The sequence below is a fragment of the Meiothermus granaticius NBRC 107808 genome, from assembly GCF_003574355.1.
Lineage (GTDB): Bacteria > Deinococcota > Deinococci > Deinococcales > Thermaceae > Meiothermus > Meiothermus granaticius.
The window spans coordinates 1-19,739 of the sequence record NZ_QWLB01000055.1; the positions used below are offsets into that span (position 1 = coordinate 1).

General features: G+C 63.6%; 38 protein-coding genes. 26 read left to right on the plus strand and 12 right to left on the minus strand.

Translation table 11 applies throughout. The features are described 5' to 3' along the window. Positions 1-120: 120 nt before the first annotated feature. The gene (locus Mgrana_RS14790) at positions 121-744 is read right to left on the minus strand and encodes an IS1595 family transposase (protein ID WP_119358366.1); all 624 of its coding nucleotides are present in this window, start codon (positions 742-744) and stop codon (positions 121-123) included. Between the two features lie 182 nt (positions 745-926). Here Mgrana_RS14790 and Mgrana_RS14795 point away from each other — a divergent pair, with 182 nt between their 5' ends. Both Mgrana_RS14795 and Mgrana_RS14800 read left to right on the plus strand, forming a co-directional pair. Beyond that, positions 927-1,166 carry a DUF433 domain-containing protein gene (locus tag Mgrana_RS14795; protein WP_119358367.1) on the plus strand — a complete coding sequence of 80 codons (240 nt, stop codon included), beginning with the start codon at positions 927-929 and terminating at the stop codon, positions 1,164-1,166. Next, positions 1,163-1,519: a DUF5615 family PIN-like protein gene (locus Mgrana_RS14800; RefSeq protein WP_119358368.1), complete on the plus strand. Its 357-nt coding sequence runs from the start codon at positions 1,163-1,165 to the stop codon at positions 1,517-1,519. Before Mgrana_RS14795 ends, Mgrana_RS14800 begins: the two co-directional genes overlap by 4 nt. Before the next feature lie 30 nt (positions 1,520-1,549). On the opposite strand, the gene Mgrana_RS17390 is transcribed toward Mgrana_RS14800, so the two are convergent. Both Mgrana_RS17390 and Mgrana_RS16890 read right to left on the minus strand, forming a co-directional pair. After that, complete coding sequence (locus Mgrana_RS17390) at positions 1,550-1,831, minus strand: magnesium chelatase subunit ChlI family protein (protein WP_371862090.1); 282 nt, start codon at positions 1,829-1,831, stop codon at positions 1,550-1,552. 123 nt (positions 1,832-1,954) lie between these two features. Then, positions 1,955-2,578, minus strand: coding sequence for a LexA family protein (locus tag Mgrana_RS16890; protein ID WP_170146496.1), 624 nt, complete (start codon positions 2,576-2,578; stop codon positions 1,955-1,957). A gap of 129 nt (positions 2,579-2,707) precedes the next feature. On the opposite strand from Mgrana_RS16890, the gene Mgrana_RS16895 reads away from it, so the two are divergent. Beyond that, positions 2,708-3,466 (plus strand): hypothetical protein, encoded by a 759-nt coding sequence (locus Mgrana_RS16895; RefSeq protein ID WP_170146497.1) that lies wholly within the window; start codon positions 2,708-2,710, stop codon positions 3,464-3,466. Positions 3,467-3,569: 103 nt separating this feature from the next. Here Mgrana_RS16895 and Mgrana_RS16985 read toward each other — a convergent pair whose 3' ends face one another. The 3 genes from Mgrana_RS16985 to Mgrana_RS14830 all read right to left on the minus strand — a co-directional run bounded on the left by Mgrana_RS16985 (position 3,570) and on the right by Mgrana_RS14830 (position 5,888). Then, positions 3,570-3,977 (minus strand): hypothetical protein, encoded by a 408-nt coding sequence (locus Mgrana_RS16985; RefSeq protein WP_186813140.1) that lies wholly within the window; start codon positions 3,975-3,977, stop codon positions 3,570-3,572. Positions 3,978-4,209: 232 nt separating this feature from the next. Then, the gene (locus tag Mgrana_RS14825) at positions 4,210-5,238 is read right to left on the minus strand and encodes a ParB N-terminal domain-containing protein (protein WP_147021221.1); all 1,029 of its coding nucleotides are present in this window, start codon (positions 5,236-5,238) and stop codon (positions 4,210-4,212) included. A 296-nt stretch (positions 5,239-5,534) separates the two neighbouring features. Beyond that, on the minus strand, positions 5,535-5,888 hold the full coding sequence (locus Mgrana_RS14830) for a hypothetical protein (RefSeq protein WP_119358372.1): 354 nt from the start codon (positions 5,886-5,888) through the stop codon (positions 5,535-5,537). Positions 5,889-6,034: 146 nt separating this feature from the next. Between Mgrana_RS14830 and Mgrana_RS14835 the strand changes: the two genes are divergently transcribed. Continuing rightward, positions 6,035-6,646: a hypothetical protein gene (locus Mgrana_RS14835; protein ID WP_119358373.1), complete on the plus strand. Its 612-nt coding sequence runs from the start codon at positions 6,035-6,037 to the stop codon at positions 6,644-6,646. A 96-nt stretch (positions 6,647-6,742) separates the two neighbouring features. After that, positions 6,743-7,153: a hypothetical protein gene (locus Mgrana_RS14840; protein ID WP_119358374.1), complete on the plus strand. Its 411-nt coding sequence runs from the start codon at positions 6,743-6,745 to the stop codon at positions 7,151-7,153. A 187-nt stretch (positions 7,154-7,340) separates the two neighbouring features. Here Mgrana_RS14840 and Mgrana_RS17165 read toward each other — a convergent pair whose 3' ends face one another. The 4 genes from Mgrana_RS17165 to Mgrana_RS14860 are packed head-to-tail and all read right to left on the minus strand — an operon-like array spanning position 7,341 to position 9,111. Continuing rightward, positions 7,341-7,469 carry a ParA family protein gene (locus tag Mgrana_RS17165; RefSeq protein WP_119358375.1) on the minus strand — a complete coding sequence of 43 codons (129 nt, stop codon included), beginning with the start codon at positions 7,467-7,469 and terminating at the stop codon, positions 7,341-7,343. Next, the gene (locus Mgrana_RS14850) at positions 7,466-7,699 is read right to left on the minus strand and encodes a DUF4926 domain-containing protein (RefSeq protein WP_119358376.1); all 234 of its coding nucleotides are present in this window, start codon (positions 7,697-7,699) and stop codon (positions 7,466-7,468) included. The genes Mgrana_RS17165 and Mgrana_RS14850 overlap by 4 nt, the downstream gene beginning before the upstream one ends. Beyond that, on the minus strand, positions 7,696-8,007 hold the full coding sequence (locus tag Mgrana_RS14855; protein ID WP_240631395.1) for a DUF6883 domain-containing protein: 312 nt from the start codon (positions 8,005-8,007) through the stop codon (positions 7,696-7,698). The genes Mgrana_RS14850 and Mgrana_RS14855 overlap by 4 nt, the downstream gene beginning before the upstream one ends. 33 nt (positions 8,008-8,040) lie before the next feature. Then, positions 8,041-9,111, minus strand: coding sequence for a hypothetical protein (locus Mgrana_RS14860; protein WP_147021222.1), 1,071 nt, complete (start codon positions 9,109-9,111; stop codon positions 8,041-8,043). Positions 9,112-9,267: 156 nt separating this feature from the next. Here Mgrana_RS14860 and Mgrana_RS14865 point away from each other — a divergent pair, with 156 nt between their 5' ends. The 18 genes from Mgrana_RS14865 to Mgrana_RS14955 all read left to right on the plus strand — a co-directional run bounded on the left by Mgrana_RS14865 (position 9,268) and on the right by Mgrana_RS14955 (position 17,506). Further along, positions 9,268-10,074 carry a DUF1385 domain-containing protein gene (locus Mgrana_RS14865; protein WP_119358379.1) on the plus strand — a complete coding sequence of 269 codons (807 nt, stop codon included), beginning with the start codon at positions 9,268-9,270 and terminating at the stop codon, positions 10,072-10,074. A gap of 29 nt (positions 10,075-10,103) precedes the next feature. After that, a complete protein-coding gene (locus Mgrana_RS14870; RefSeq protein ID WP_119358380.1) occupies positions 10,104-10,286 on the plus strand; it encodes a hypothetical protein in 183 nt (60 codons plus the stop codon). A 144-nt stretch (positions 10,287-10,430) separates the two neighbouring features. Then, positions 10,431-10,823 (plus strand): hypothetical protein, encoded by a 393-nt coding sequence (locus Mgrana_RS14875; RefSeq protein ID WP_119358381.1) that lies wholly within the window; start codon positions 10,431-10,433, stop codon positions 10,821-10,823. A 22-nt stretch (positions 10,824-10,845) separates the two neighbouring features. Next, the gene (locus tag Mgrana_RS14880) at positions 10,846-11,064 is read left to right on the plus strand and encodes a ribbon-helix-helix domain-containing protein (protein WP_119358382.1); all 219 of its coding nucleotides are present in this window, start codon (positions 10,846-10,848) and stop codon (positions 11,062-11,064) included. Next, complete coding sequence (locus Mgrana_RS14885) at positions 11,061-11,480, plus strand: type II toxin-antitoxin system VapC family toxin (protein ID WP_119358383.1); 420 nt, start codon at positions 11,061-11,063, stop codon at positions 11,478-11,480. Before Mgrana_RS14880 ends, Mgrana_RS14885 begins: the two co-directional genes overlap by 4 nt. Positions 11,481-11,595: 115 nt before the next feature. Continuing rightward, positions 11,596-11,751, plus strand: a complete 156-nt coding sequence (locus Mgrana_RS16900; RefSeq protein WP_170146498.1) for a DUF6839 family protein — start codon at positions 11,596-11,598, stop codon at positions 11,749-11,751. Between the two features lie 163 nt (positions 11,752-11,914). Beyond that, on the plus strand, positions 11,915-12,202 hold the full coding sequence (locus tag Mgrana_RS14890) for a ribbon-helix-helix domain-containing protein (protein ID WP_119358384.1): 288 nt from the start codon (positions 11,915-11,917) through the stop codon (positions 12,200-12,202). A gap of 180 nt (positions 12,203-12,382) precedes the next feature. Beyond that, positions 12,383-12,616: a DUF433 domain-containing protein gene (locus Mgrana_RS14895; RefSeq protein WP_119358385.1), complete on the plus strand. Its 234-nt coding sequence runs from the start codon at positions 12,383-12,385 to the stop codon at positions 12,614-12,616. Between the two features lie 126 nt (positions 12,617-12,742). Next, entirely contained in the window at positions 12,743-13,141 is a 399-nt protein-coding gene (gene tnpA, locus Mgrana_RS14900) for an IS200/IS605 family transposase (protein WP_119358386.1), read from the plus strand. Next, complete coding sequence (locus tag Mgrana_RS14905; RefSeq protein WP_119358387.1) at positions 13,141-14,385, plus strand: RNA-guided endonuclease InsQ/TnpB family protein; 1,245 nt, start codon at positions 13,141-13,143, stop codon at positions 14,383-14,385. The genes tnpA and Mgrana_RS14905 overlap by 1 nt, the downstream gene beginning before the upstream one ends. Positions 14,386-14,779: 394 nt before the next feature. Next, positions 14,780-15,025 (plus strand): AbrB/MazE/SpoVT family DNA-binding domain-containing protein, encoded by a 246-nt coding sequence (locus tag Mgrana_RS14915; RefSeq protein ID WP_119358400.1) that lies wholly within the window; start codon positions 14,780-14,782, stop codon positions 15,023-15,025. Then, positions 15,026-15,463, plus strand: coding sequence for a PIN domain-containing protein (locus tag Mgrana_RS14920; RefSeq protein WP_119358388.1), 438 nt, complete (start codon positions 15,026-15,028; stop codon positions 15,461-15,463). Positions 15,464-15,517: 54 nt separating this feature from the next. Then, complete coding sequence (locus Mgrana_RS14925) at positions 15,518-15,841, plus strand: hypothetical protein (protein ID WP_119358389.1); 324 nt, start codon at positions 15,518-15,520, stop codon at positions 15,839-15,841. 79 nt (positions 15,842-15,920) lie between these two features. Continuing rightward, positions 15,921-16,112 carry a hypothetical protein gene (locus tag Mgrana_RS14930; protein WP_119358390.1) on the plus strand — a complete coding sequence of 64 codons (192 nt, stop codon included), beginning with the start codon at positions 15,921-15,923 and terminating at the stop codon, positions 16,110-16,112. Next, a complete protein-coding gene (locus Mgrana_RS14935) occupies positions 16,109-16,378 on the plus strand; it encodes a hypothetical protein (RefSeq protein ID WP_119358391.1) in 270 nt (89 codons plus the stop codon). The genes Mgrana_RS14930 and Mgrana_RS14935 overlap by 4 nt, the downstream gene beginning before the upstream one ends. Before the next feature lies 1 nt (position 16,379). Beyond that, positions 16,380-16,571 (plus strand): hypothetical protein, encoded by a 192-nt coding sequence (locus Mgrana_RS14940; protein ID WP_119358392.1) that lies wholly within the window; start codon positions 16,380-16,382, stop codon positions 16,569-16,571. Positions 16,572-16,656: 85 nt separating this feature from the next. Then, positions 16,657-17,013, plus strand: a complete 357-nt coding sequence (locus Mgrana_RS14945) for a hypothetical protein (protein WP_147021223.1) — start codon at positions 16,657-16,659, stop codon at positions 17,011-17,013. A gap of 256 nt (positions 17,014-17,269) precedes the next feature. Then, positions 17,270-17,506, plus strand: coding sequence for a hypothetical protein (locus tag Mgrana_RS14955; RefSeq protein WP_119358394.1), 237 nt, complete (start codon positions 17,270-17,272; stop codon positions 17,504-17,506). A 5-nt stretch (positions 17,507-17,511) separates the two neighbouring features. On the opposite strand, the gene Mgrana_RS14960 is transcribed toward Mgrana_RS14955, so the two are convergent. Both Mgrana_RS14960 and Mgrana_RS14965 read right to left on the minus strand, forming a co-directional pair. Further along, positions 17,512-17,832: a hypothetical protein gene (locus tag Mgrana_RS14960; protein ID WP_119358395.1), complete on the minus strand. Its 321-nt coding sequence runs from the start codon at positions 17,830-17,832 to the stop codon at positions 17,512-17,514. A gap of 43 nt (positions 17,833-17,875) precedes the next feature. Then, positions 17,876-18,415 carry a hypothetical protein gene (locus tag Mgrana_RS14965; RefSeq protein WP_119358396.1) on the minus strand — a complete coding sequence of 180 codons (540 nt, stop codon included), beginning with the start codon at positions 18,413-18,415 and terminating at the stop codon, positions 17,876-17,878. 65 nt (positions 18,416-18,480) lie between these two features. On the opposite strand from Mgrana_RS14965, the gene Mgrana_RS14970 reads away from it, so the two are divergent. From Mgrana_RS14970 to Mgrana_RS14980, 3 genes are all read left to right on the plus strand, one after another. Continuing rightward, complete coding sequence (locus tag Mgrana_RS14970; RefSeq protein WP_119358397.1) at positions 18,481-18,777, plus strand: hypothetical protein; 297 nt, start codon at positions 18,481-18,483, stop codon at positions 18,775-18,777. A 35-nt stretch (positions 18,778-18,812) separates the two neighbouring features. Next, positions 18,813-19,184 carry a hypothetical protein gene (locus tag Mgrana_RS14975; RefSeq protein ID WP_119358398.1) on the plus strand — a complete coding sequence of 124 codons (372 nt, stop codon included), beginning with the start codon at positions 18,813-18,815 and terminating at the stop codon, positions 19,182-19,184. Positions 19,185-19,283: 99 nt separating this feature from the next. Continuing rightward, positions 19,284-19,511, plus strand: coding sequence for a hypothetical protein (locus Mgrana_RS14980; RefSeq protein WP_119358399.1), 228 nt, complete (start codon positions 19,284-19,286; stop codon positions 19,509-19,511). The last annotated feature ends 228 nt before the right edge of the window (positions 19,512-19,739 follow it).

The window sequence follows — 19,739 nt, forward strand, 5'->3', positions numbered from 1 at the left end:
ACCGCGCTTACGCCCCTTCGCAGGTTGGGGCGGCAACAGCGGTGCGATCACCGCCCACTGTTCGTCGCTCAGTCGAGTGTCGTCCACTCGCCTAACTTACAACTACTCCCCATTCTTGGACTACTTGTAAAGTATACCCTCTTGTTTCAACCAGCCTTTGAGTATCTGGAGGTGCTGTTTGGGAGAACCATAGTTGAAGCGGAACTCACACTCCCTAACGAAGAGGTGAAAGTTCTGCTTGGGCACACCGTTGTACTTGCGAAGGACTCGTTTAGCCTGATTCCAAAAGTTCTCGATGCCATTAATGTGGTTTCCGCTATGGCCTACCAGTTCTTTATCATGGTCAACTCGTTGATGTTTGAACTCGCTCACGTCCAACACGTCATAACTCCTAAAGCCATCGGCGTAAACGATAGAGTCGGGTACAGCTTTCTCTCGGATGATGGGGATTAGGGTATCGGTCTTGAGATTGGGGATAGGCACTGTGTAAACCTTCCCAGCCCGCTTGAGGATGCCAAACACTGGAACCTTACCTCCTGCCCCTCGGCCTCGCTTACCTTTCCTTATCCCTCCAAAGCACGACTCATCCACTTCTACTTCGCCAGTGAAGGGGGTTTGTTGGCGGATATTTTGCCCGATCACCACTCGAATCTTGTGATAGAACAAGGCTGCTGTATCCTTATCAATGCTCAGCAAATCAGCCGCAGTTCTTGCGGTAACTTCTCCAACAAAATACTCTACCAAATCAAAAGGCTTTCCTTACCTCAAGTTTTGTCTTCCTGTACGCCATATCCCTGTCCCTAGTTTACTCTTATCTGGGACAGTCCCTTTTTTATATCTTTCAGATCAAGTACACGCGAAGGGCTTATGATAAAAGCCTGGCACCCCTCCTCACCGAGGTCCCGGACGAATGATAGACTGTAGGCGTGACCGACCCCTCGGCCCTGCTCCAGCGCATCACCCTCGAGCCCGAGATCAACCACGGCCAGCCCACCGTGCGGGGTCTGCGCTACCCGGTGCGGGTGATCCTGGAACTGCTGGCCAGCGGCATGACCCCTGAGGAAATTTTGGCCGACTACCCCGACTTAGGGCCTGAGGACATCCAGGCCTGCTTGTTATATGCCGCCAAACTTAGCGAAGTAGGTACGGTGCTGAGGGTGGCGTGAGCCGTTTTTTGGTCGACGCGCATCTGCCCCTCCGGCTGGTGCGGCTGCTGAAAGAACAGGGTCACGACGCGGTGCATACTTCGGAGCTGCCCAGGGGCAATGCCACCCCAGATGAGGAAATCAATGCGCTTTCGCTACAGGAAGAGCGCGTGGTCGTCACCAAGGACGCCGATTTTGTGCAAAGCCTGATCCTGCACGGTAAGCCATACAAGCTGCTCCTGATCTCTACGGGCAATATCTCCAACCGCGCCCTGGAAGACCTCTTCTTGAGGAAGCTCGAAGTGCTCAGTGAGCTGCTGAATATCTACCGCTATGTCGAACTGGGTAGAGAGGAGATGGTGGCCCACCTGTAGGCCTAAGTGCCCCTGGTGCTTAGCCCGGCCTTACCCCAGACTCCTTCGATACGTCAGGGCCTCAGCCAGATGGGCTTCCTGGATGTGCACCGCCCCCGCTAGGTCGGCGATGGTGCGCGCCACCCGCAGGATGCGGTCATAGCTCCTTGCACTGAGGGCCAGGCGCTGGGTAACGGCTAGCAGCCCCTCGGGCAGACCGGGCTGCTCGCGGCGGGCCAGATAGAGCGGCCAGGGCTCCAGCAGGAGGGCTGCAACCCCCTCCGGACCAGGGGCAGAATCGCGTTCAGAACGTGGGGCGAGGCTTTTCGGCATGGGGTTTTTCGGCTATACTTACAGGACCGATAGAAGACCGCTCCGACCCGAGTCGGGGTGCTATGGGGAGGGCGCGAACCGGCTGCCAGGCAAGGCGCGCCCTCGGGTCTTGGGTGCGCGGGGCTACATAACCACCTCCAGCAGCTCCGAGACCAGCCGCCCCCGCAGCAGGCTCTCGTAGATCCCCTGCACCTGGAGCTCGCGGGCGGGCAGCACCAGGGGGGGATAGAGGGGGTTGTGGGCACGAAGCTCAACCCGGCTGCCCCGGCGGTAGACGTACTTGAGGGTGGTTCGGCCCTCGTGGTAGACCGCGGCAATCTGGCCCGGCCGAACCTCCGGGGTGGCCTTCACGATCACCACATCCCCCTCCACGAAGTAGTCGGCCATGGAGTCGCCCTCTACCAGCAGCGCGTAGTAGCCGGGCCGGCGGGGAAGGGCCAGGAGGCCCCGGATCTCCTGCACTGCCTCCCCCGGTCTGCCGGCGGGAATGCTGCCCAGCAGGGGAATCCCCAGACCCAGCAGAGTCCTGCCGGCCAGGGTGGGGCGCAGCTCGGAGGCGCGGCCCTGGCCCTGGGAGACCACCTCCAGAAACCCTTTGCGCTCGAGGGCGCTCAGGTGGTCCCGCACCGCCTGGTAGGAGTAGCCCAGGGCTGCGCTCAGCTCGGGCACACGGGGCAGCCGCCCAAGCTGCCGGTACAGCCCGGCAATCTGCTCCATAACCCGCTGCTGGCCCTTGCTGAGTGACATGGCACGCTCCAATACCTGTAAGGTTACAAGTATTTTCTTCGAGAATACGAGCAGGGGTGGGCTGGGGTCAAGGGAGGAGGCCACCGGCACGATCTGAGTGCTACCCTGGGGATGGTGGAAGGCTGGGGTATGGACCTGCTTGAGGCCAGACGGGCACGGCATTACACCCTGGCCGAAGCGGCGAAGCTCATGGGTGAGTCGGTAGGAGCCCTGCGAAAGCAACTGGCTGCACGGGCCTCCGGAGACATTCCTGCAACCCTTACGGGGGCACAGCTGGAAGCCTGGAAGGGCAGCCGCTGGTTCCTGTATGCCTGCTTCAGCCTGACCGAGCTGGCCGCGCTGAGCCGGGCCGGGTACCGTCCCCCCGAGCTTTTTGAGGCGGCCTACACCCGGGCCTTCGTGGACAGTCTGCGGGGACAGCCTGTGCCTGAACTGGACTTTGGCCTGCCACCCCGCCCCAGTCTGCTGGAAGACCTGGAGGAGGGTCTGAAGGGGCCCTGGCGCAGGGCCGCCTGGTCTTTGATCGCGGCCCGCGACCATTTGCAATACGCCCATACCTCGCTGAAGCAGGGCACTGAACAGCTTGATAAGGCCGCCAGGTATCTATATAAACTGGCCGAGCTGCTGGAAGAGAGCCTGAAGAACTGGCCCACAGGGGAGAATGAAGCGAGAAAGCGGATGGTTCAGGCGGTTTTCTCGGGGTTCTTCTATTTGCATGTGCAGCTAAGGGAAACCAAAAGAGAGCTTCGGCGTATCGGCTGGCGTACCGACTGGACCGAGGCCGATACCCACGCGACACTGACCCGAATGCTGCGGGACCTGGGTAGGTTGGTAGCAGAACTGCGTGCGGAGCTGGTGCAATCTGTTGGGAATGTCCCTCGGATCTGAGGGAAGGACCTGAAGGGACGCCTTATCCCGGTAACGGAGGGGCTGGCCGGGTTTCTAGGGCTATTCGAGCGGCAACATCCGGGTGCGCCGATCCGCCACTGCCTCAGTGCTGGTGCGCAGGCCTTCCGGGGATGAGCGCACCATTACGAGCAAGACCACCCTGCGTGATCCGGCTGACACCTACAGCCTGACCACAGGCCTTGACGAGCATCCCGCCATCCAACCCGATTCGCCTGGCCAGCTTGCTCAGGGTCACCCCGGCCTCCTCCCGCCCTGGCCGGGCATCCATGCGGGAGACCTCGGCCAGAACCTGCCCGATCCGCAGGGAGGTCAGGGGGACAAAGGAGGACAGGGCCACCCCCACCCCGGCAATCCAACCCGGGATCACCAGCGGCCCCAGCTGCACCGGGTGGGAATAGGCCAGGAAGGCCTCCAGGACGTGCAGGAAAGAGGTCACCAGGATGGTCGCGTACACGAACAGGCCAATGGAGGTAAGCTGTCGCTTCTGCATAGTCGTTCCTATCCTTAGATTATATATCAACACAGCGGGCAAGCCTCTCATGCAACACTAATAATAGAAGAAAGCCCCGTCCTGGACGGGGATTGGGGCACCTAAAGGCCCTGCTTTGTACAGTACAAATCTGCCAGGCCAACTAGATTTGCCGGGCAAAATAGATCTGCCCGGCAAAAGTACCCGGGGGTGTGGAAGCATCCCCGGGTAGGTTGTAGCGTACAGACTCAGCTCAGGCCCAGGGATCCACCCCCTTCTCCCGGAGGAAGGCCTCGACCTCGGCCACGCTGGCCTCCAGCTCCTTCAGCAGGCGGTGCAGCTCATCCCGCTGATCCATGTCCGGCATCAGGGAGGACTTCTTCCACCAGTGCTTCACGATCCGCTGGAGCCCCGCTTCCCGCGCAGGGGGTTTCTCGGGCTGGCCCACCAGCCGGTCCATCTCCTCCTGGAGGACGGTACGCATCTGCCTTTGGCTCAGCTGCCCCATCTGCCGGATGAACTCCCGCAGGCTCTCCTCGCTGGCCTCGGGGTGGTCGGGGCCCAGCTCCCGCCGGAGCCGCCGGATCCAGGGGTTCAGCAGCCGGGCGGCCTGCCAGTAGGTCTGCCCCTTTTCGAGGGCCTCCTGGACCAGGGGGTGCAGCCCCTCCCAGGCCGCGATGAAGGTCGCCACCTCCTCCAGCGAGGAGCCCATGGACCGGAGCACCACCTCCAGGTCCTCCTTCAGAGGACCATAGCGTTGCAGCACCCAGTCCGGGATCCGCTCGGGCTGGACCCGGGCCCCCTTGGGGTTGTGCAGGTAGCGCAGGATCTCCCCGCTCTCCGCGAAACCGGTCTCGGGCTGGAAAGCCTGGAGGATCCCGTGCATGGCCTTCCACAGGTACCAGTTGCGCTCAAAGACCTGAAGCCGCTGCTGCTTGTTGGCCGAGAACATCCACTCGCTGGCCCTCGCGTCGTTGTGGATGATCACACAGGGCACCTCCTCCAGCCCCAGCTCCTGCGCCGCCCGCCAGCGCCGCTCCCCCGAGAGGATGAGCAGGTCGGCCCCCTGCTCCATCACCAGCAGCGGGCTCAGGATTCCGTTGTAGCGGATGTCCTCCACCAGCTCCGCCATGGCCTGGGGGTCAAAGAACCTGCGGGGCTGGTCGGGATGGGGCCTGAGGAACCCGGTCGGCACCGTGGTCACCTTCCGATCCAGGTAGCGGTAGGCCACCCCGGTGGCCAGGATCTCGGGGCTGAGGGTGGGTTTTGCTGCTTCGTCCACATTTACCTCCACCTTCCACCTTAGCCCAAAAACCGCCCCGCCAATTTCTTCATGAGAACGCCCGCCCGGCCCGTTCAGCCCGGGGGTTCAGACCCAGCTGACCCGCACGACGACCGGGAGATCAAGCACCTGCTCCAGGAGTTGTTGCGCCAGGTAAGCCCAAGGTAGGGGATTCCCAGTTAACTCCCCGCTCGCGCCGCTCGACCTGACAAAACGCGCAAACAGCGCCGGCGCATTTGCATGGTTTTCCCCCACACTCCGAACGTGGGGGTGGGGGGGAGAGTTTAACTGGGAACCTATTCATTCCACCGGGAGAGGTTGTCGTAGGGGTTGGACCAGACGTCGATCTCAGGGTGCGCATTCTGCCGGTAGTGCAACCGGGGGTCCTGATGGGGGTCGTAGGGCGGAGGGTCCTCCACCGGGGGAATGAAGGCCGGGGCCTCGTCCTCCGCATAGGGCTGGGGGTTGTTGAACGAGAGAAGGGCCGGGCCCCTCCGGTAGGAGCTACGGCGGCGACGACGGCGGGGGAACAGGTCGTCCATCAGCTCGTTCCATTCCCGCATGAACTCGGGCAGGTAGTCCACCACCGCCAGCAGAATCCGGACAAAGATCATCACCGCCATCAGCAAGAACATCCAGACGATTTCCATACCCTCAGGGTAGCAACTCGGAGGGGGGTAAAACGCTCCATGAGAACGGGCTCGGGGGAGTAATAGTGTTCTAAGTCACAATACATGGGCCTGGTTGTTTGGGTAAGGTGCTATAATAACCGATGATAGGATGCTAAGGAGATCCGGTGAAGAGGAGGCCGTATCACAACCCCAGGTGGCTACGCAAGGAACTGCGCAAGTATGGCAGCCTGGCCATGGTCTGTAGGGTCCACGGGTTTCCCGAGGCCACCGTGGCCGGGTATCTGAGCCGTCATCCGGAGGTGAGAGCCGAGGTTGAAGATCTGATCCAGACGTCGCGGTTTCCGGTCAGGGCCCAGCCCAGGGACGGGAAACAGATACGCCTGGCGGGGCTCAAGCGCTACAAGAAGGCCTGGACCGTAAATGAGTTGCAGGCCCAGGGTCTGCCCTTTTATTGGGACCATGCCTGGTTGCTGGAGCAGTTTCGCAAGCTGCGCTCCCTGGAGGCGATGGGTAAGAAGTACGGCTACAAACCCCAGACCTTGCGGCGCTACATCAGCCGTCAGCCCGAGCTGGCCCAGCAAATCTGGGCCCTCCGCGAGGAGATGCAGACCGAACGGGCCCCCCTGCTGCTCCACCTGCCCCCGGCCCTGGCCAGGGAGCTGGAGGCGGCGGCGGAGGAGGCCGGTAGCCAGCGCGAGGTCATCGCCCGGGCCATCGAGCGCGAGGCCCAGAAGGCCAGCCCCCGCCTGAAGGCCAGGGGCCAGGCCGCCGGATAGACACAGAACAAGAACAACCGGGATTAGGGGATCAGACCCCCGCCCGAAGGATAGCGGCAAAGCCGCCGGGGCCAAGGCCCCGCTGGAGGTACAGCAATGAAATCCAATATGAAGGACAAATACAGCCTGGTTCGATTGGGCAAGGAGGTCTTCCCCACCCGTCCCCACTGGGACCTGGAGGTGCTCGAAGGGATGGGGCTGCCCCTGTACTGGAACCCGGACTGGTTGCGGGAGGAGCTCCAGCAGACCGGCTCCACCCTGGCCCTGGCCCAGAAGTGGAACTACCCCTGGGGCGAGGTCAACCGCCTGGCCCAGTACTTCGGGATGACCCTGCCCAAGCAGCGGGTCTGGGCGAGCAAGTTCTTCCTGATGGACAAAGAGCTGATCAAAAAGGTGGATCGGGTGCGGGGCAAGCAATCCCGCAACCGCTGGATCGTGAGCGCCCTGGAGTCCTACCTCCGGGAGAAGAAGGAGCAGGAGGCCCGGGGCAAGCAGCAGGCCAACTGAGCCGTCGGTAGGGAAACGGGGGGCACTGCCCCCGAGTCGATTTGGCCTTCAAAGGCAGCACTGCCTGGGACTCTCGCTTTCTCGAGCCATGTCAGAATTGCAGTCGAAAGGGCAATTGCGGCACAGCCTGTGCCGCAAACTGGGCCTCCTCGGGGTAGGCAAGGTAAAGGGCAGGCTCTCGGCCTGGTCACCCCAGGAGAGCGCCGAGCCTTGGGGGTCGGCGTCTACCGCCCCGCCGAGCCAGGGCTGCCGCCAGGTAGACCGAGGTGGTGGTCTTTCCGGTGCCGCCCTTCAGGTTGATCACCGCCAGCCTCATGCCGCCCCCGGCAATCGCCGCACATGGGCCAGGTCATCCGCGTCCACCGGGCGGATCTCCTCCTTTTGCAGGGTCAAGACCCCCAGGGTCTTCCCTGCCAGGGTCACGAACTCCACCTCGAAGGCCTCGCCTTCGCCATAGACATGCACCACTGTTCCCACATCCCCAGCCAGCAGGCCCAGCTCGGGCCGGTTCACGTTCAGTACCACACTGTCCAGTTCCCCGATCATTCCTCGCCCCCTCTCCCGGTTGGATAGACGGTTATCAGCCGGGCTTTGTACCCGCTTTCAATCCACACGCTTCGTACCACCGCGCTCTGGGCAGGCCCGGCCAGGGCCCCTTCGGCTACCCATTTATGGCCGTAGGGCGTTGTTTCTGTCTGCACCTCGAGGGCGGCCCTGGCCTGTTGCTTGAGGGCCTCCCCCAGGTGCAGCGGAGCTTCAGGGCTGAAACCCAGCGCCCGGAAGAAACGGGCCTTATGACGGCCTACCGGGTGGGTAGGCGATAGCAGATACTCGGTCAGCTTGCTCAGGGGCACCTCCAGGTCTTTCCCGTCCTGGGTTTCCCGCCCCTACCAGCCCTGGGGGATCAGCCGGGGATCCACCGGCGAGTCGTAGGGGGGCTGGCTGCGCTTGGTGGTGCGCCAGGAATCCATCCAGGCGATCAGGTCGGGGTCGGTGACCTCATCCAGCCTCCACTCCCCGAACTCGCACTTCACGCTCCCGTCGGGCTGCTCGAAAGCCCCGAACCCCCGCCCGGCCAGCCGCCAGTAGCGCTTCTCCCAGGCGTGGGGGAAGGGCCCGGTCCCCTCGGCGTAGGCCACCACGATCTGCCGGTGCAGCCGGTTGTCCAGCGCGGCGATCTTCTGCAAGGGCTGGGGCCGGGGATCGGCCAGGTAGGTCCCGTCGGGCACGGTGGTCCCGATGAACCCGTCGTAGATCCCGTCGCTCCAGATCCACTGGTAGGTGAAGCTGGGGTAGCCCGGTTTGGAGACCGGCTCATCGAACCACTGAATGGCGGTGGTGTGGGCGCTGAAGGCGTAGAGCCCCCGGCTGCGGTACTCGTCCAGGTTCTCCTGCAAGCAGCCCAGGAAGGGCTTGATGATCGGGCCGGTGTCCAGGCTATCGCGGATGGAAACATCGCGCGGGCTGATGGTCTGGCCCGGCTCCTCCCAGGGGAAGCGGTCGATCACCTGGAAGGTCACCGGGCCCACCGGGGCCTCGAACTGCCAGGGCTCCTGCTGGGTGGAGGTCTTGTAGCGGTACTTCCAGTAGAACTTCCGCCCCCCGTAGCGCTTGTCCCAGGTGGTGTCCAGGGCGTAGTGGATGATGTAGCCCTCGTTGCCGTAGAGGCTCTTGATCGGCCAGCGGGCCGGGTTGCTCTGCACATCGTAGGGGGCGATCCCGTACCACTGGGTCCGGTGCTGCCCCTCCAGGTCCTCGATGTAGATGTTCAGCTCCAGCCCCGCCGCCGCCTCCTTCATCCACAGCACCAGCCTCCCGCTGTCGTGGTCGTAGGTCCAGGTGATGGGCCCGTCCGCCGGGGGGTCCAGCGGGGGCGGGGCGGGCTTGGAGGAGGTCTTGACCTGCTGGTTGCAGGCCGCCAGCAGGAGCGCGGTCAGGAGCAGCGGGATGAGTCTCATGGCCATCATTTTAGGGTTCGGAGAAGGGGGTAGAGGTTCAAAATGCCTAACTGGATGGGTGTGGGTTGTATGCCCGTTCGATGGTCATATGCACCCGGCCTATGCGGTGCAACAGTATAGCGTGGTGGAGTGGATTCTGCCGGAGGCCCTGGAAGTATGGACGCGGAGACCTTGAAGAACATCCATCGGCAAGCCGAAGGCCTGATAGGGGGGATGGCCCTGCCCAGCGGGGTGTTGTTCATGAGCACCCACGGGGTGGGGGTGGGCTTCCATGACCGGAAGGGCCAGCTGCATAGCCTCAGCTACCCCCTGAACCCGAAGACGATGCGCCGGGTTGGGCTCGTGGGGGCCCTGCCGTGGATGTTGCTGGAGTGGACCATGGCGCTGATCAGCACGCTGATGGGGCCGCCCGACAAGGAAGGGCGCAAGGCCATGCTGGCCGGTGCGGCAACCGGCTTCTTGCTGAGCATGATCCTTCATTTTGCCAGGCCGGACTTCGGGAAGGTCTACTACCTGGGCGGCCTGGCCCTGGTGGTCCTGGCGGTCCTGCTGATCCCCGCCCTGCGCCGCCGCCTCCAGGAGATGCGCCGGTATCACGGGGCCGAGCACCAGCTAGTCCACGTGGTGGGCCTGGGGGGGATCCCCTCCGAGGAAAACCTCTCGCGCCAGCCGGTGTTCCACCCTGCCTGTGGCACCACCGCGATGATGCCGCTGCTTCCCCTGGCATTGGTCGGGCCGTTTCTGCCCTGGTGGGGGAATCTTCTGAGCTTGCCTCTCGTCTTCCTGGCCATATTTGGGGCGGCCATCGCCACCAGGGAGGGGGAGCGCCGGGCCTGGAGCCGGATGTGGCTGCGGGCCGGGGAGTGGGGCCAGGGTTTCACCACCGCCCCCACCGAGCCCCGGCACCGCGAGGCGGCCCGGGCGGCCTGGGAGGCCTTGCGGAGATGCTACTATAGTGAATAGGTATAGCAATCCTGATATGGAGGCGCAATATGGCCAGTGCTAAACACTCCCTACCCCAACCCGGAAGCCATTGGTTGAGCCTGCCCCCGGAGGTCCGGCTGGCCCTGGAGGGTTATGGCGCGGGGCGCTACGTCGTGCTACCGGCCCTGGCGGTGCGGGCCCTGCGCGGCAACCTGGGGGCGGCAGCCCTGCTCGCTCACCCAAGAGAGTAAACCACCCCACGGCTAAAGCCAGGGGCTTCCGGGGGTGAGTTGGTTGAGAAATTACGTTCACCCCGAGAAAACTTCTTCAGAGGACCTCGGAAGAAGACCCCTCAAGCCCAGCACATAGCCGGGGGTCGACCCCCCTACCCTGCTATGCGGGGAGCGCACAGCGCCTTCGAAGCAGCTCCGATTCGCGAGGCCATAGATGCCTACCTGCAAAGCCCCAGGGCGCGACAATGCCTGAAACAGATCCGAACCCACTACGACGGGTCCACCCTCCACGCTTGGGGTCTGCTGGCGCTGCTGGAGCTGCAAGCCCAGCTGTGGGAGCTTCCCACCCTGCACCCAGACAAGGGCTACTGGTTCGTGCCTGAGTGGTTTGAGCGGCATCCGCCGGTGTGGGTGGGAGAGCGCCTCGAGGGTATGGCTGAGGCGCTTATAGCGGCAGCAGCTTTGGAGGGCGTGCTGCTGGAGAGGGAAGAGGTATACGCATGGCTGGAAGAGCAGATCGGGCACCACCGGGGAGGGTTGCTCAGGGTGGAGTAGTATTACATGGTATGATAAACCCATGCGTACCACCATCTACTTGCCCAACGACCTCGCCCGGATGGTGGAGGCTTACCTGAAGGAGCACCCACAGACCAACCTCTCGGCCCTGGTGCAGGAAGCGCTGGAGGCCAGGCTGCGCCGCAACCCGGCGGCTCTTTTGGAACTGGCCGGGGTCGTCGAGAGGGCCCCTGTAAACGCCGGGGAAGGGGCGGAGGATCGTCACCGTCAGGGGCGATGAGCACGAGCCCACACAGGCTGGTTCTGGACGCGGGGCCGCTGATCGCGCTCTTCCACGCCGGCGACCCTGACCACGAGGCAGCGGTGCGGGGGTTCCAGGAGTTGGCACAACAGGACAGCCGCCTGATCACCCCCCTTCCGGTGCTGTTCGAGGTGTACAAGTGGCTGCTCTTCGAGGGAGGGCCAGCGGTGGCCCGGCGGGCCCTGGAACGGATGCTGGAGGCATTGGAGGTCGTTCCAATCGGCTATAGCGACCTCGAGGCCAGCCAGGTCTTGCTGGTGGGGAGGCCGGACTGGAGGGGCACCCTGGAGGATGCCAGCGTGGTGCTTCTGGCCCTGCGAGCCAAGGCGCCAGTGTGGACGCTGAACTACCGCGACCTGGGGGTGTTCAAGGAGTTGTCGTTCTGGGCGGGCTGAGGGGCTCCCTGGGGCACATCATGCAGGCAGCGTGGGAGATCCTGGCCGCAGCGTAGGACTTGTGGTAGAGCCAGGGGGCGGGAAACCGCCCCCGGCTTGCTTTTGAGGAGGCGAGATGCAGCTCAGAAATTTACAGGACAGCCGCTACATGCTCCTGAGCAACACGCAGGATCGCAGGGCGGTGCTGGAGAGCCTGGGGTTGGAAGACGAACTCCCGGAGTGGCCCCACCTGCTGGTGTGGGCCGAGGACGGGGAGCACCGGGAGGTCTAGGGCTGCCGCTTCACCACCCCGCTGCTCAGCGACCCGGTGGTGCGGCTCTACCCCAGGGCCGGTGCAGCCCCGGGGGAGCCCGATTTCGACGAGGCGGTGGAGTGGCGGGATCTGGAGGGGCCGGAACTGCCCGCCGAGTGGTGATGTACAGTAATAATGCGTGATGATCCGCAAGCAGATTTACCTGGCCCCCGAGCAGGAGGCCAAGCTGAAGCGCCTGGCCCGGGCCACCGGGCGGTCTGAGGCGGAGATCATCCGTGAGGCGCTGGAGGCCCTGCCGGAGTCTACCGACCCGGTTCTGGCTGCGCTGTTAAGCCAGGGGGTGATCGAGGCCCCCACGGTTTCCCTGAGCCCGGCCCAGGCCGAGAACGCCTACCAGCGCTACCTGCAACAGATCGGCTCGCGCAGGCTGGGGCTGAGCCGGGCGGTGCTGGAGGAGCGCCGGGGCTAGGGATGAAACAGGCAGTGTACTTCGATACCTCCGCCCTGGTCAAGCGCTACGACCCCGCAGAGGCCGGGGCCGCCAGGGTCAGGGCTCGGCTGAACGAGCCCCCAGTGGTGTTGGGTAGGCCCCTGACCACCGTCGAGATGGGAGGAGCGCAACGAGGGTTTAGACGTGTACGATGGAGCTATGGGCTGGCGCAAGCGGATCACCTTCGATCCCCAGGTCATGGGGGGGCGACCCTGCGTGCGGGGGATGCGGATCACGGTGGGGACTGTCCTCACGCTGCTACGCCATCAGACCCCGGAGGAAATCCTCCAGAACTACCCCTACCTCGAGCAAGAGGACATTGACGCCGCGCTGGAGTACGCGGCTTATAGAAGCGAGGGGATGTGGGGGAGCTATAAAACCCAGCGGCTTTAGCCCTGGGAGGGACTCGCAGACATGCCGCCGGGATTGGCGGCATGCTCGTCTGCGTTACATGGACTCCCCCATGTCCGCCTCTGGCGGACATAACATGTTGGGCAGCAAGCGTGCTACACCGAGGTAGTGGCAGCACCCTACAAACACAACAACACTTCCGTTTCGCTGCTGCGCTACCACTTCGTGTTCGTGCCCAAGCGCCGCCGCAGGATTCTGGTAGGGCCGCTGGCTGAGCGCTTGGAGGTTCTGCTCAGGGAGAAGGCTACCGAGCTTGGGTGGGAAATTATTGCTTTGGAAATCATGCCCGACCACGTACACCTGTTCCTTTCGGTAGACCCCGGCGTGGCTCCCAATCAGATTGCCCACCGCCTCAAGGGGTACACTTCGCACGTGCTGCGCCGGGAGTTTCCCCACCTCATCCGTCTTCCCGCACTGTGGACGCGCTCGTACTTCGTGAGCACGGCGGGCATGGTCAGTAGTAAGACCATCAAGCAGTACATTGCTGCCCAGAAGACGAGGGACTGATGGCTGTCTACCGCAAGGTCTACCGCTTCCGCATAGAGCCCACCCAAGCCCAGAGCGAGGCTCTGTTGGGGATGGCGGGGGCTCGGCGGTTCGTGTGGAACTGGGGCCTTGCCCGGCGTAAGGAGGTGTATGCGGCTACCGGGAAGGGGTTGACCTACAATCAGCAAGCTGCTGAACTGACCGCCCTGAAGAAGCAGCTGGAGACGGCCTGGTTGAAGGATGTGGATAGCCAGCTACTCCAACAAGCCCTGAAAGACCTTGACCGGGCCTATCAAGCCTTCTTCAGTAAGCAGGCCGGGTTCCCCCGGTTCAAGAGCAAGAAGCGGGATGCACCCCGCTTCCGCATCCCCCAGCGCGTCCGGGTAAAGGAAAGCGAGGTCTACATCCCCAAGGTCGGCTGGATCAGGATTCGCCAGAGCCAGCCCGTTGACTGCTCCATCAAAGGAGCCACCTTCAAGCGAGACGCTGAGGGTCAGTGGTACGTCAGCCTGACCGCTGAGTTTGAGATGCCCGACGTACCCCTACCCCCCGCCAACCCTGAGCGGGTGGTGGGGATTGACCTGGGGCTGAAAGATTTTGCGGTAATGAGCGACGGAACCCGCATTGCACCTCCGAAGTTCTACCGCAGAGGACTGAGCAAACTTCGCCGGGTGCAACGACAGCTTTCCAGGAAGCAGAAAGGGAGCAAAAACCGTGACAAAGCTAGAAAGCGGCTGAGCCGGGTACACGCTAAGGTGCGTAACCAGCGACAAGACTTCCTCCACAAGTTGACCACCGGACTCGTCCAAAAATACGACGGGCTGTGCATCGAAGACCTGAACCTGAGAGGGATGGCGAAAACCAAGCTTTCCAAGTCGGTTCTGGACGCAGCCTTGGGCGAGTTCCGGCGGCAGTTGGAGTACAAAACGATCTGGCACTGCAAACATCTCGCCGTGATTGATCGCTACTTCCCCAGCAGCAGGCTGTGCCGGGAGTGTGGGTCTATTAACGCGAACCTGACCCTTTCAGATAGGGTTTGGATCTGTGAGTGCGGGGCAGTGCATGACCGGGATTTAAACGCGGCTTGCAATATCAAGGCCGAAGGGATGCGACACATCCCCCTGGTGTACGGGCCAAGCCCGTCCCGAGAGGGGATCGTCCCCGTCGCCGCGGGGCACACGGAGACGCAAAACGCTTGGGGAGAGGGTGTAAGACCTGCCCATAGTAGGCAGTCCTCGTTGAACCAAGAATCCCACGTGCTTTAGCCGTGGGGGTGTCAAGGTAGTGGTCGAGGACCGAAGGGTCAGGGTGCGACGCCTGCCCCTCTGAAGCGCTAGAAGCAGGGGGCAGAACTGTCCCGGCCCGCGGGGTGTGAAAACCTACGCGGCGGTGACCCTGGTTTGAGCCCATCGCTTTTCGACAAATGGCCAGGGGGCGCCAACGCCCCCGTTCCTTCTTCCGAGTAGGGGCAACATGCAAGTGGAGCTATCCCCAAAGGAGCTCGGGGTGTTGTTGGAGCTTCTGGAGGAACACCGCTACTTCGGCTGGATCTATCAGGCCGGGGAGTTTGGGGTCGAGGCCAGCGGAGAGTGCGACGCTACCGCTAACCGTCTCAGATCTCATAAACCAAGAAACCCAACATTTTGGTATTCTAGGAAAATGGAACTGGCCAAGCTGAGCCGCAAAGGACAGGTCTCCATCCCCCGGCGGTTGCTCCGAGCCTTGGGGATGGAAGGGGAAGGGTATTTTCTGGTGGAGCTCTCCCCGGACGGGGGCATCCTGCTCCGACCCGCCGGGGTCTACCCCATCGAGATGTACAGCCAGGAGCGGATCGAGGCCTTTCTGCAAGAGGACGCACTCACCCCGGAGGAAAATGAAAAGCTCCGGGCCCTGCAAGGAGCCTGAGTGCGGCTGTTCCTGGATGCCAATGTGCTGTTCGCCGCCGCCTGGCAGGAGGGGCGTTCGCGGGCCCTGTTCGACCTGGCCCGGCGGGGACGATGCACCCTGTGTACCTCGGCCTACGCCCTGGAGGAAGCCCGGCGCAACCTACAGGCCAAACGCCCGGAGGCCCTGCCTACCCTGGAGGGGCTGCTGGAGTACCTGACCCTGGTCGCTGAGCCCCGCCTGGCGCTGATCCAAAAGGCGCTGGAGTGGGGCCTTCCTCCCAAGGACGCCCCCATCCTGGCAGCGGCCTGGGAGGCCAGGGCGTCGGCCCTGGTTACCGGGGACCGGCAACACTTCGGCCATCTGTACGGCCAAACCCCTCACACGGCCAGGGAAGATTCTGCTGTCTATCGGGTAGAGGTACTGCCTCTGGGGGCGGCACTGGAAAAGTTGCTCTGAGGGGCCAGAGTCACCAGCGGGCGGTTTCGCCCCTCTTCTTCTTTTGGAGGACGCATGGGATACACCCACTACTGGTACGTCGAGCACCTGAAGGGGGCGCTGCCCCAGATCGCCGCCGACCTGCACAGGCTCCGGCCCCACCTGCCCCCCCTGGCCGGGCCCATGGGGGAGGGAGAGCCAGAGATCGGATCCCAGGGCCTCTACTTCAACGGGGTGGGCCCGGAGGACTGTGAGAGCTTCGTCCTGGATGCACAGCGCAAACACTACGACCCCAGCCCGGACGGGCTATTCGCCTTCTGCAAGACCAACCGGCGGCCCTACGACCGGGCCGTGCAGGTGAGCCCCAGGGCCACCTGCACGGCGAACCAAGTACGGTAAAAGCTTCTCGCACCGCATCGGAACCCGCCTGTTCAGCCGGCGCAACCCGCTCTCGCCACAGGAAATCTCCGACCGCGAGTTGCTCGAGCTCCTCACCGGCAGCGCCCCCGCCGTCCAGACCCTGCACGAGCACTTCGGCGGCCTGAAGGAGCTGGCCCGGTTTGGTGGGGAGTTCGGCTTCGCTCCACTCTCGGGCTATCCTGGCATCACCCCCAACGTGGTGGCCAAGCTCGAGGCCTGGCTCGAGGGGATCGGGCGGGTGGTCGGGTGAAGCTCCGCTTCCACCGTACGGTGCGGGATAAAATATGGCAAAAGCATCAAGTACGCCTATACGAGGTGCTCGAGGCTATCCGCGACCCACGCCGCCGCACCTTCGTTTCCCACGATGAACCCGAGGGGCGGGTTTATCTGTTGTTGGGTCGCAGCGAAGCCGGGCGGTTACTGCGGATCATCTTCATCTCCCGACGCAACGGTAACTGGATGAAAACCGCTCTAGATGCCTATGAACGCGATAAAAAGGCGTACAATAAGAAGTGACATGGAAACGCGCCACCGCATCCCAAAGTTCAAAAATCTGGACGAGGAGATGGATTTTTACGCCAACATTGACAAGCACATCCCCATGCAAGAACTAAACCCACAAGAAGAAGCTGAGCTAGATAAACTCCTTGGCATTCGACGCCGTGAAAAGTCATTGCCAAAAACCAAAACGACCCGCAAAGCCTCCTAAACCCCGTCCCTCACATGCAGCCCGCCGAATAAGCGGGCTGTTTCGGCCTTGAATTGACCCACACAACCCCATACAACGGGGCCATATGCCGCGCACCGTAGGGGGCTCGAGTGGGATGCTCACCAAACTGAGCAAACCGCCCGTCACCCCGCAGATCAACTTCCTGGCCGGCACGGTGGAACCCACCAAAGGCTTGCACATCATCAAGGTCTATGCCCCCACAGCGGTGCATAAGTACGCCTTTGGGCGAATCGCCAAACTGGCCACCACCTGGGACCTCTTCACGGCCCGCATCGCCGCCAGTTGGCGCGGACCCAATGGGCTGCGGGTGCGCTTCCCCCGCAGCGCGGTAGTCGCCCAAAACGGGAAAAAGGTGTATCTACCGCGCAAAGGCTACGAAAGCAACGGTAAGTATTTCTACTTCCTGGTGGAGTTCTATTGAGGAGGGAACCCCCCTCGAGGCGCACTCCCTCTTCGAGGGCTTGCGGGCCTTCCACCTCAAGATCAGCGAGATGGACCGCCGGGAGGCGGAGTGAAGCCGATGCGAGCGGAACTCTGCCCCGAGTGCGGAGGCGACGGCTACCGGGTCTATGTGGGCGGGCCCGGCTACTACAGCAGCGCCTTCGGCAACTACCTGCCCGATGACCACGAGTACGCCTGCCCGGCCTGCCGGGGTACGGGCAGGGTGGAGGTGGAGGATGCGGAAGTACCGACAACTGAGCCAGATCGGCGTGTCCTACCTGGAAAAGGCCCCGGATCACGGGCAGCCTGAGCTGGCGGTGCTGTTTCCTGTCAGCCGCCGCCGCCACCGGGTGGTGCCCATCGCGGTGGGGGAGGAAGCCACCCGGCTCTGGCAGCAGCCCCTCGGTGAAGAGGCGTTGATCAAGCTGGCCGCTGGCCAGAATCCCGAGCAAGGGAAAGCCGCCCCAGCCTGATCGGATTACCAGGGGTTGGGGGCGCTCCAGACCCGCTTCTGCCACTCCTTCCGGGCGGCCTCGACCTGCTGGGGGTCGTCCTCGTCGAGCGGCATCAGGCCGGTCTCGCGCCAGTGGGCCAGGCGGCGGCGCACCGCCGGGTCGAAGTCGTCCTCGCCCACCGGGCTGACCGGCTGGTAGTCGCGGCCATCATAGCGCCACAGCCAGCCGTGCCAGTACACCGTGGCCTCGTAGGGGCTCACGCCATACCGCTGATCCGCCTCGTTGGTCAGGGGGTCCTCTATCACCCAATCGCGCCACACAAACTTGGGGGCCTCTGCTGCCATATAGCTCCTTCCATCCGCGTCCCGTGAGGGCGGGGCTTTCTCGCTAAGGGTTGTACCACTGCAAAGCCGGGTTGTCCACATGGATTTCCCCCCGTGCCAGGGCCAGCAGGCGCTCGCGGGGCCAGTCTGCCTCGGCGTTGGCCGCCGCTATCTCGGGGGGTAGCTCCCAGTCAGTGGGGGCGGGCTTGATAGAGGCCCGCAGGCCGGTCGGGGAGCGGTGCTTGGGTGAGTAGTTGTTGCCGCCCTGGTAGCTCACCCCAAGCTGGCCCTGGGTGTCCAGCCAGTAGAGCAGCATGGTGCCGCCGGTGCGGGTCTCGGTGTAGTTGGTCAGGCCCGCCAGCACCCAGCCGTCCAGCACCAGGGGCACCTGGTAGGCGGGGCCGTCAAACTCGTCGTAGGGTTGCGGGGGCGGCCCGCGCCCGACGGCCCGCGCCTCTTGCGCGGCCTCCAGCCAGTCGAGACGCCGCGTCACCCGCGCCCGGACTTCCTCCAGGCTCAGGCGGCTCTCGTAGGTCAACTGCGCCAGCAGCCAGTTCGCTGTGGGGGCGCCGTAGTACGCAGGGGGGATAATGCCGCGTAGCATAGCGCCTTCAGTGTAGCCAATCATTCGGCGTCGAAAATATCAGCGGCTAAAGCAGGAGGTTTCCTATGTTCTCTGACCCTGCAACCCTCGAGATCCTCAAGCACTGCCCCTCCCTCCGCCCCTACAGCGGGCGGGGCATGTACGGCCAGCAATGCCCGGCCCTGGCCGTGGATGATGTGCCGAGCGGCATCCAGGAGCTCTTCGAGAGCGCCCGCGAGCACCTCTCGGCAGACCAGGCCCTGGACGGGCTGCAAGGGCTGGTCGCAGATTTCCGCACCGACGCCCTGGGGTATCGCAGCGTGATGTACTGGCCGCAGATGGATTGGAGCGACCTCGAGCCGCAGGAAGAGGAAGCGGCCTAGGCGTTCGTCCGGTTTCTTGCCCCCAAGGAGGTCTCATGCCCATTGCCCACCGCGCCCTCTGGCTCCGCCCCACCGAGTCGCCCCAGCCCGGCAGCTTTGGCCTGGCCTGGCCGCTGCCCCACCCCTCGCCCCAGGAGGAGGGTAGCTGGGCCTTCTGGCAGCAGGGCCGGGCCTGGTACTGCACCCCTGAGCGCGACCTGCAACTCCTCGAGGCCACCCTGCGCCCCTGGCAGATCGCCCCCGGTGCCCGGGTCACCCACCCCTACCCTGCCCTGGTTCTGGAGGTGGTGCGCGACCTGGAGTGGGACTGGCCCATCCGGGTCAGCCTGCGCACCCCGGAGGGGGATCTGGTCTTCAACGTGCCCATCGAAGGGCTGGTCCTGCAAACCCAAGAGGAGGCCGCATGAGCGTGGTATTTGCTGTAAATCTGGAATCCCAAACCCTGAAGGAGGCGGCCCCGCCTGTCTGTGCATGTGGTATGCTTATTAGGCATACGGGAGATACCTATGGTCAAGGAACCGGAGCCCAACACCGTGCAACGGATCAGCCTCAACCTGACCCAGCGCGACCTCGAGGCCACCGCAGCCCTGGCCCGCGCCGAGGGCACCAACCGCACCGTAGCCATCCAGCGGGCCATCCAGGCCAAGAAGTTCCTGCGCGACGTGGTGGATGAAGGGGGTAAGGTGCTGATCCAGCGCAAGGACGGCAGCCTGGTGGAGGTGGTTTTTCAGTGAAGCCCCTCGAGCTCGACGAAGCACCCGAGCTCGAGGAAGCACCCATCCAAACCCGCCGCTTCGACGCCCGGGTTCCCCGCGAGTGGACCCGGGTCATCTGGTTGGGGTCTGGGGCGAGAGACCCCGACCAAACCAAAGTTTGGTCTGGGATGGATAGCCCCAGGCCGCCTTTGGGCGGCGATACCCACTCACCTCCTTCAAGTGTTGAATAGCGTATGTTACGCTGCT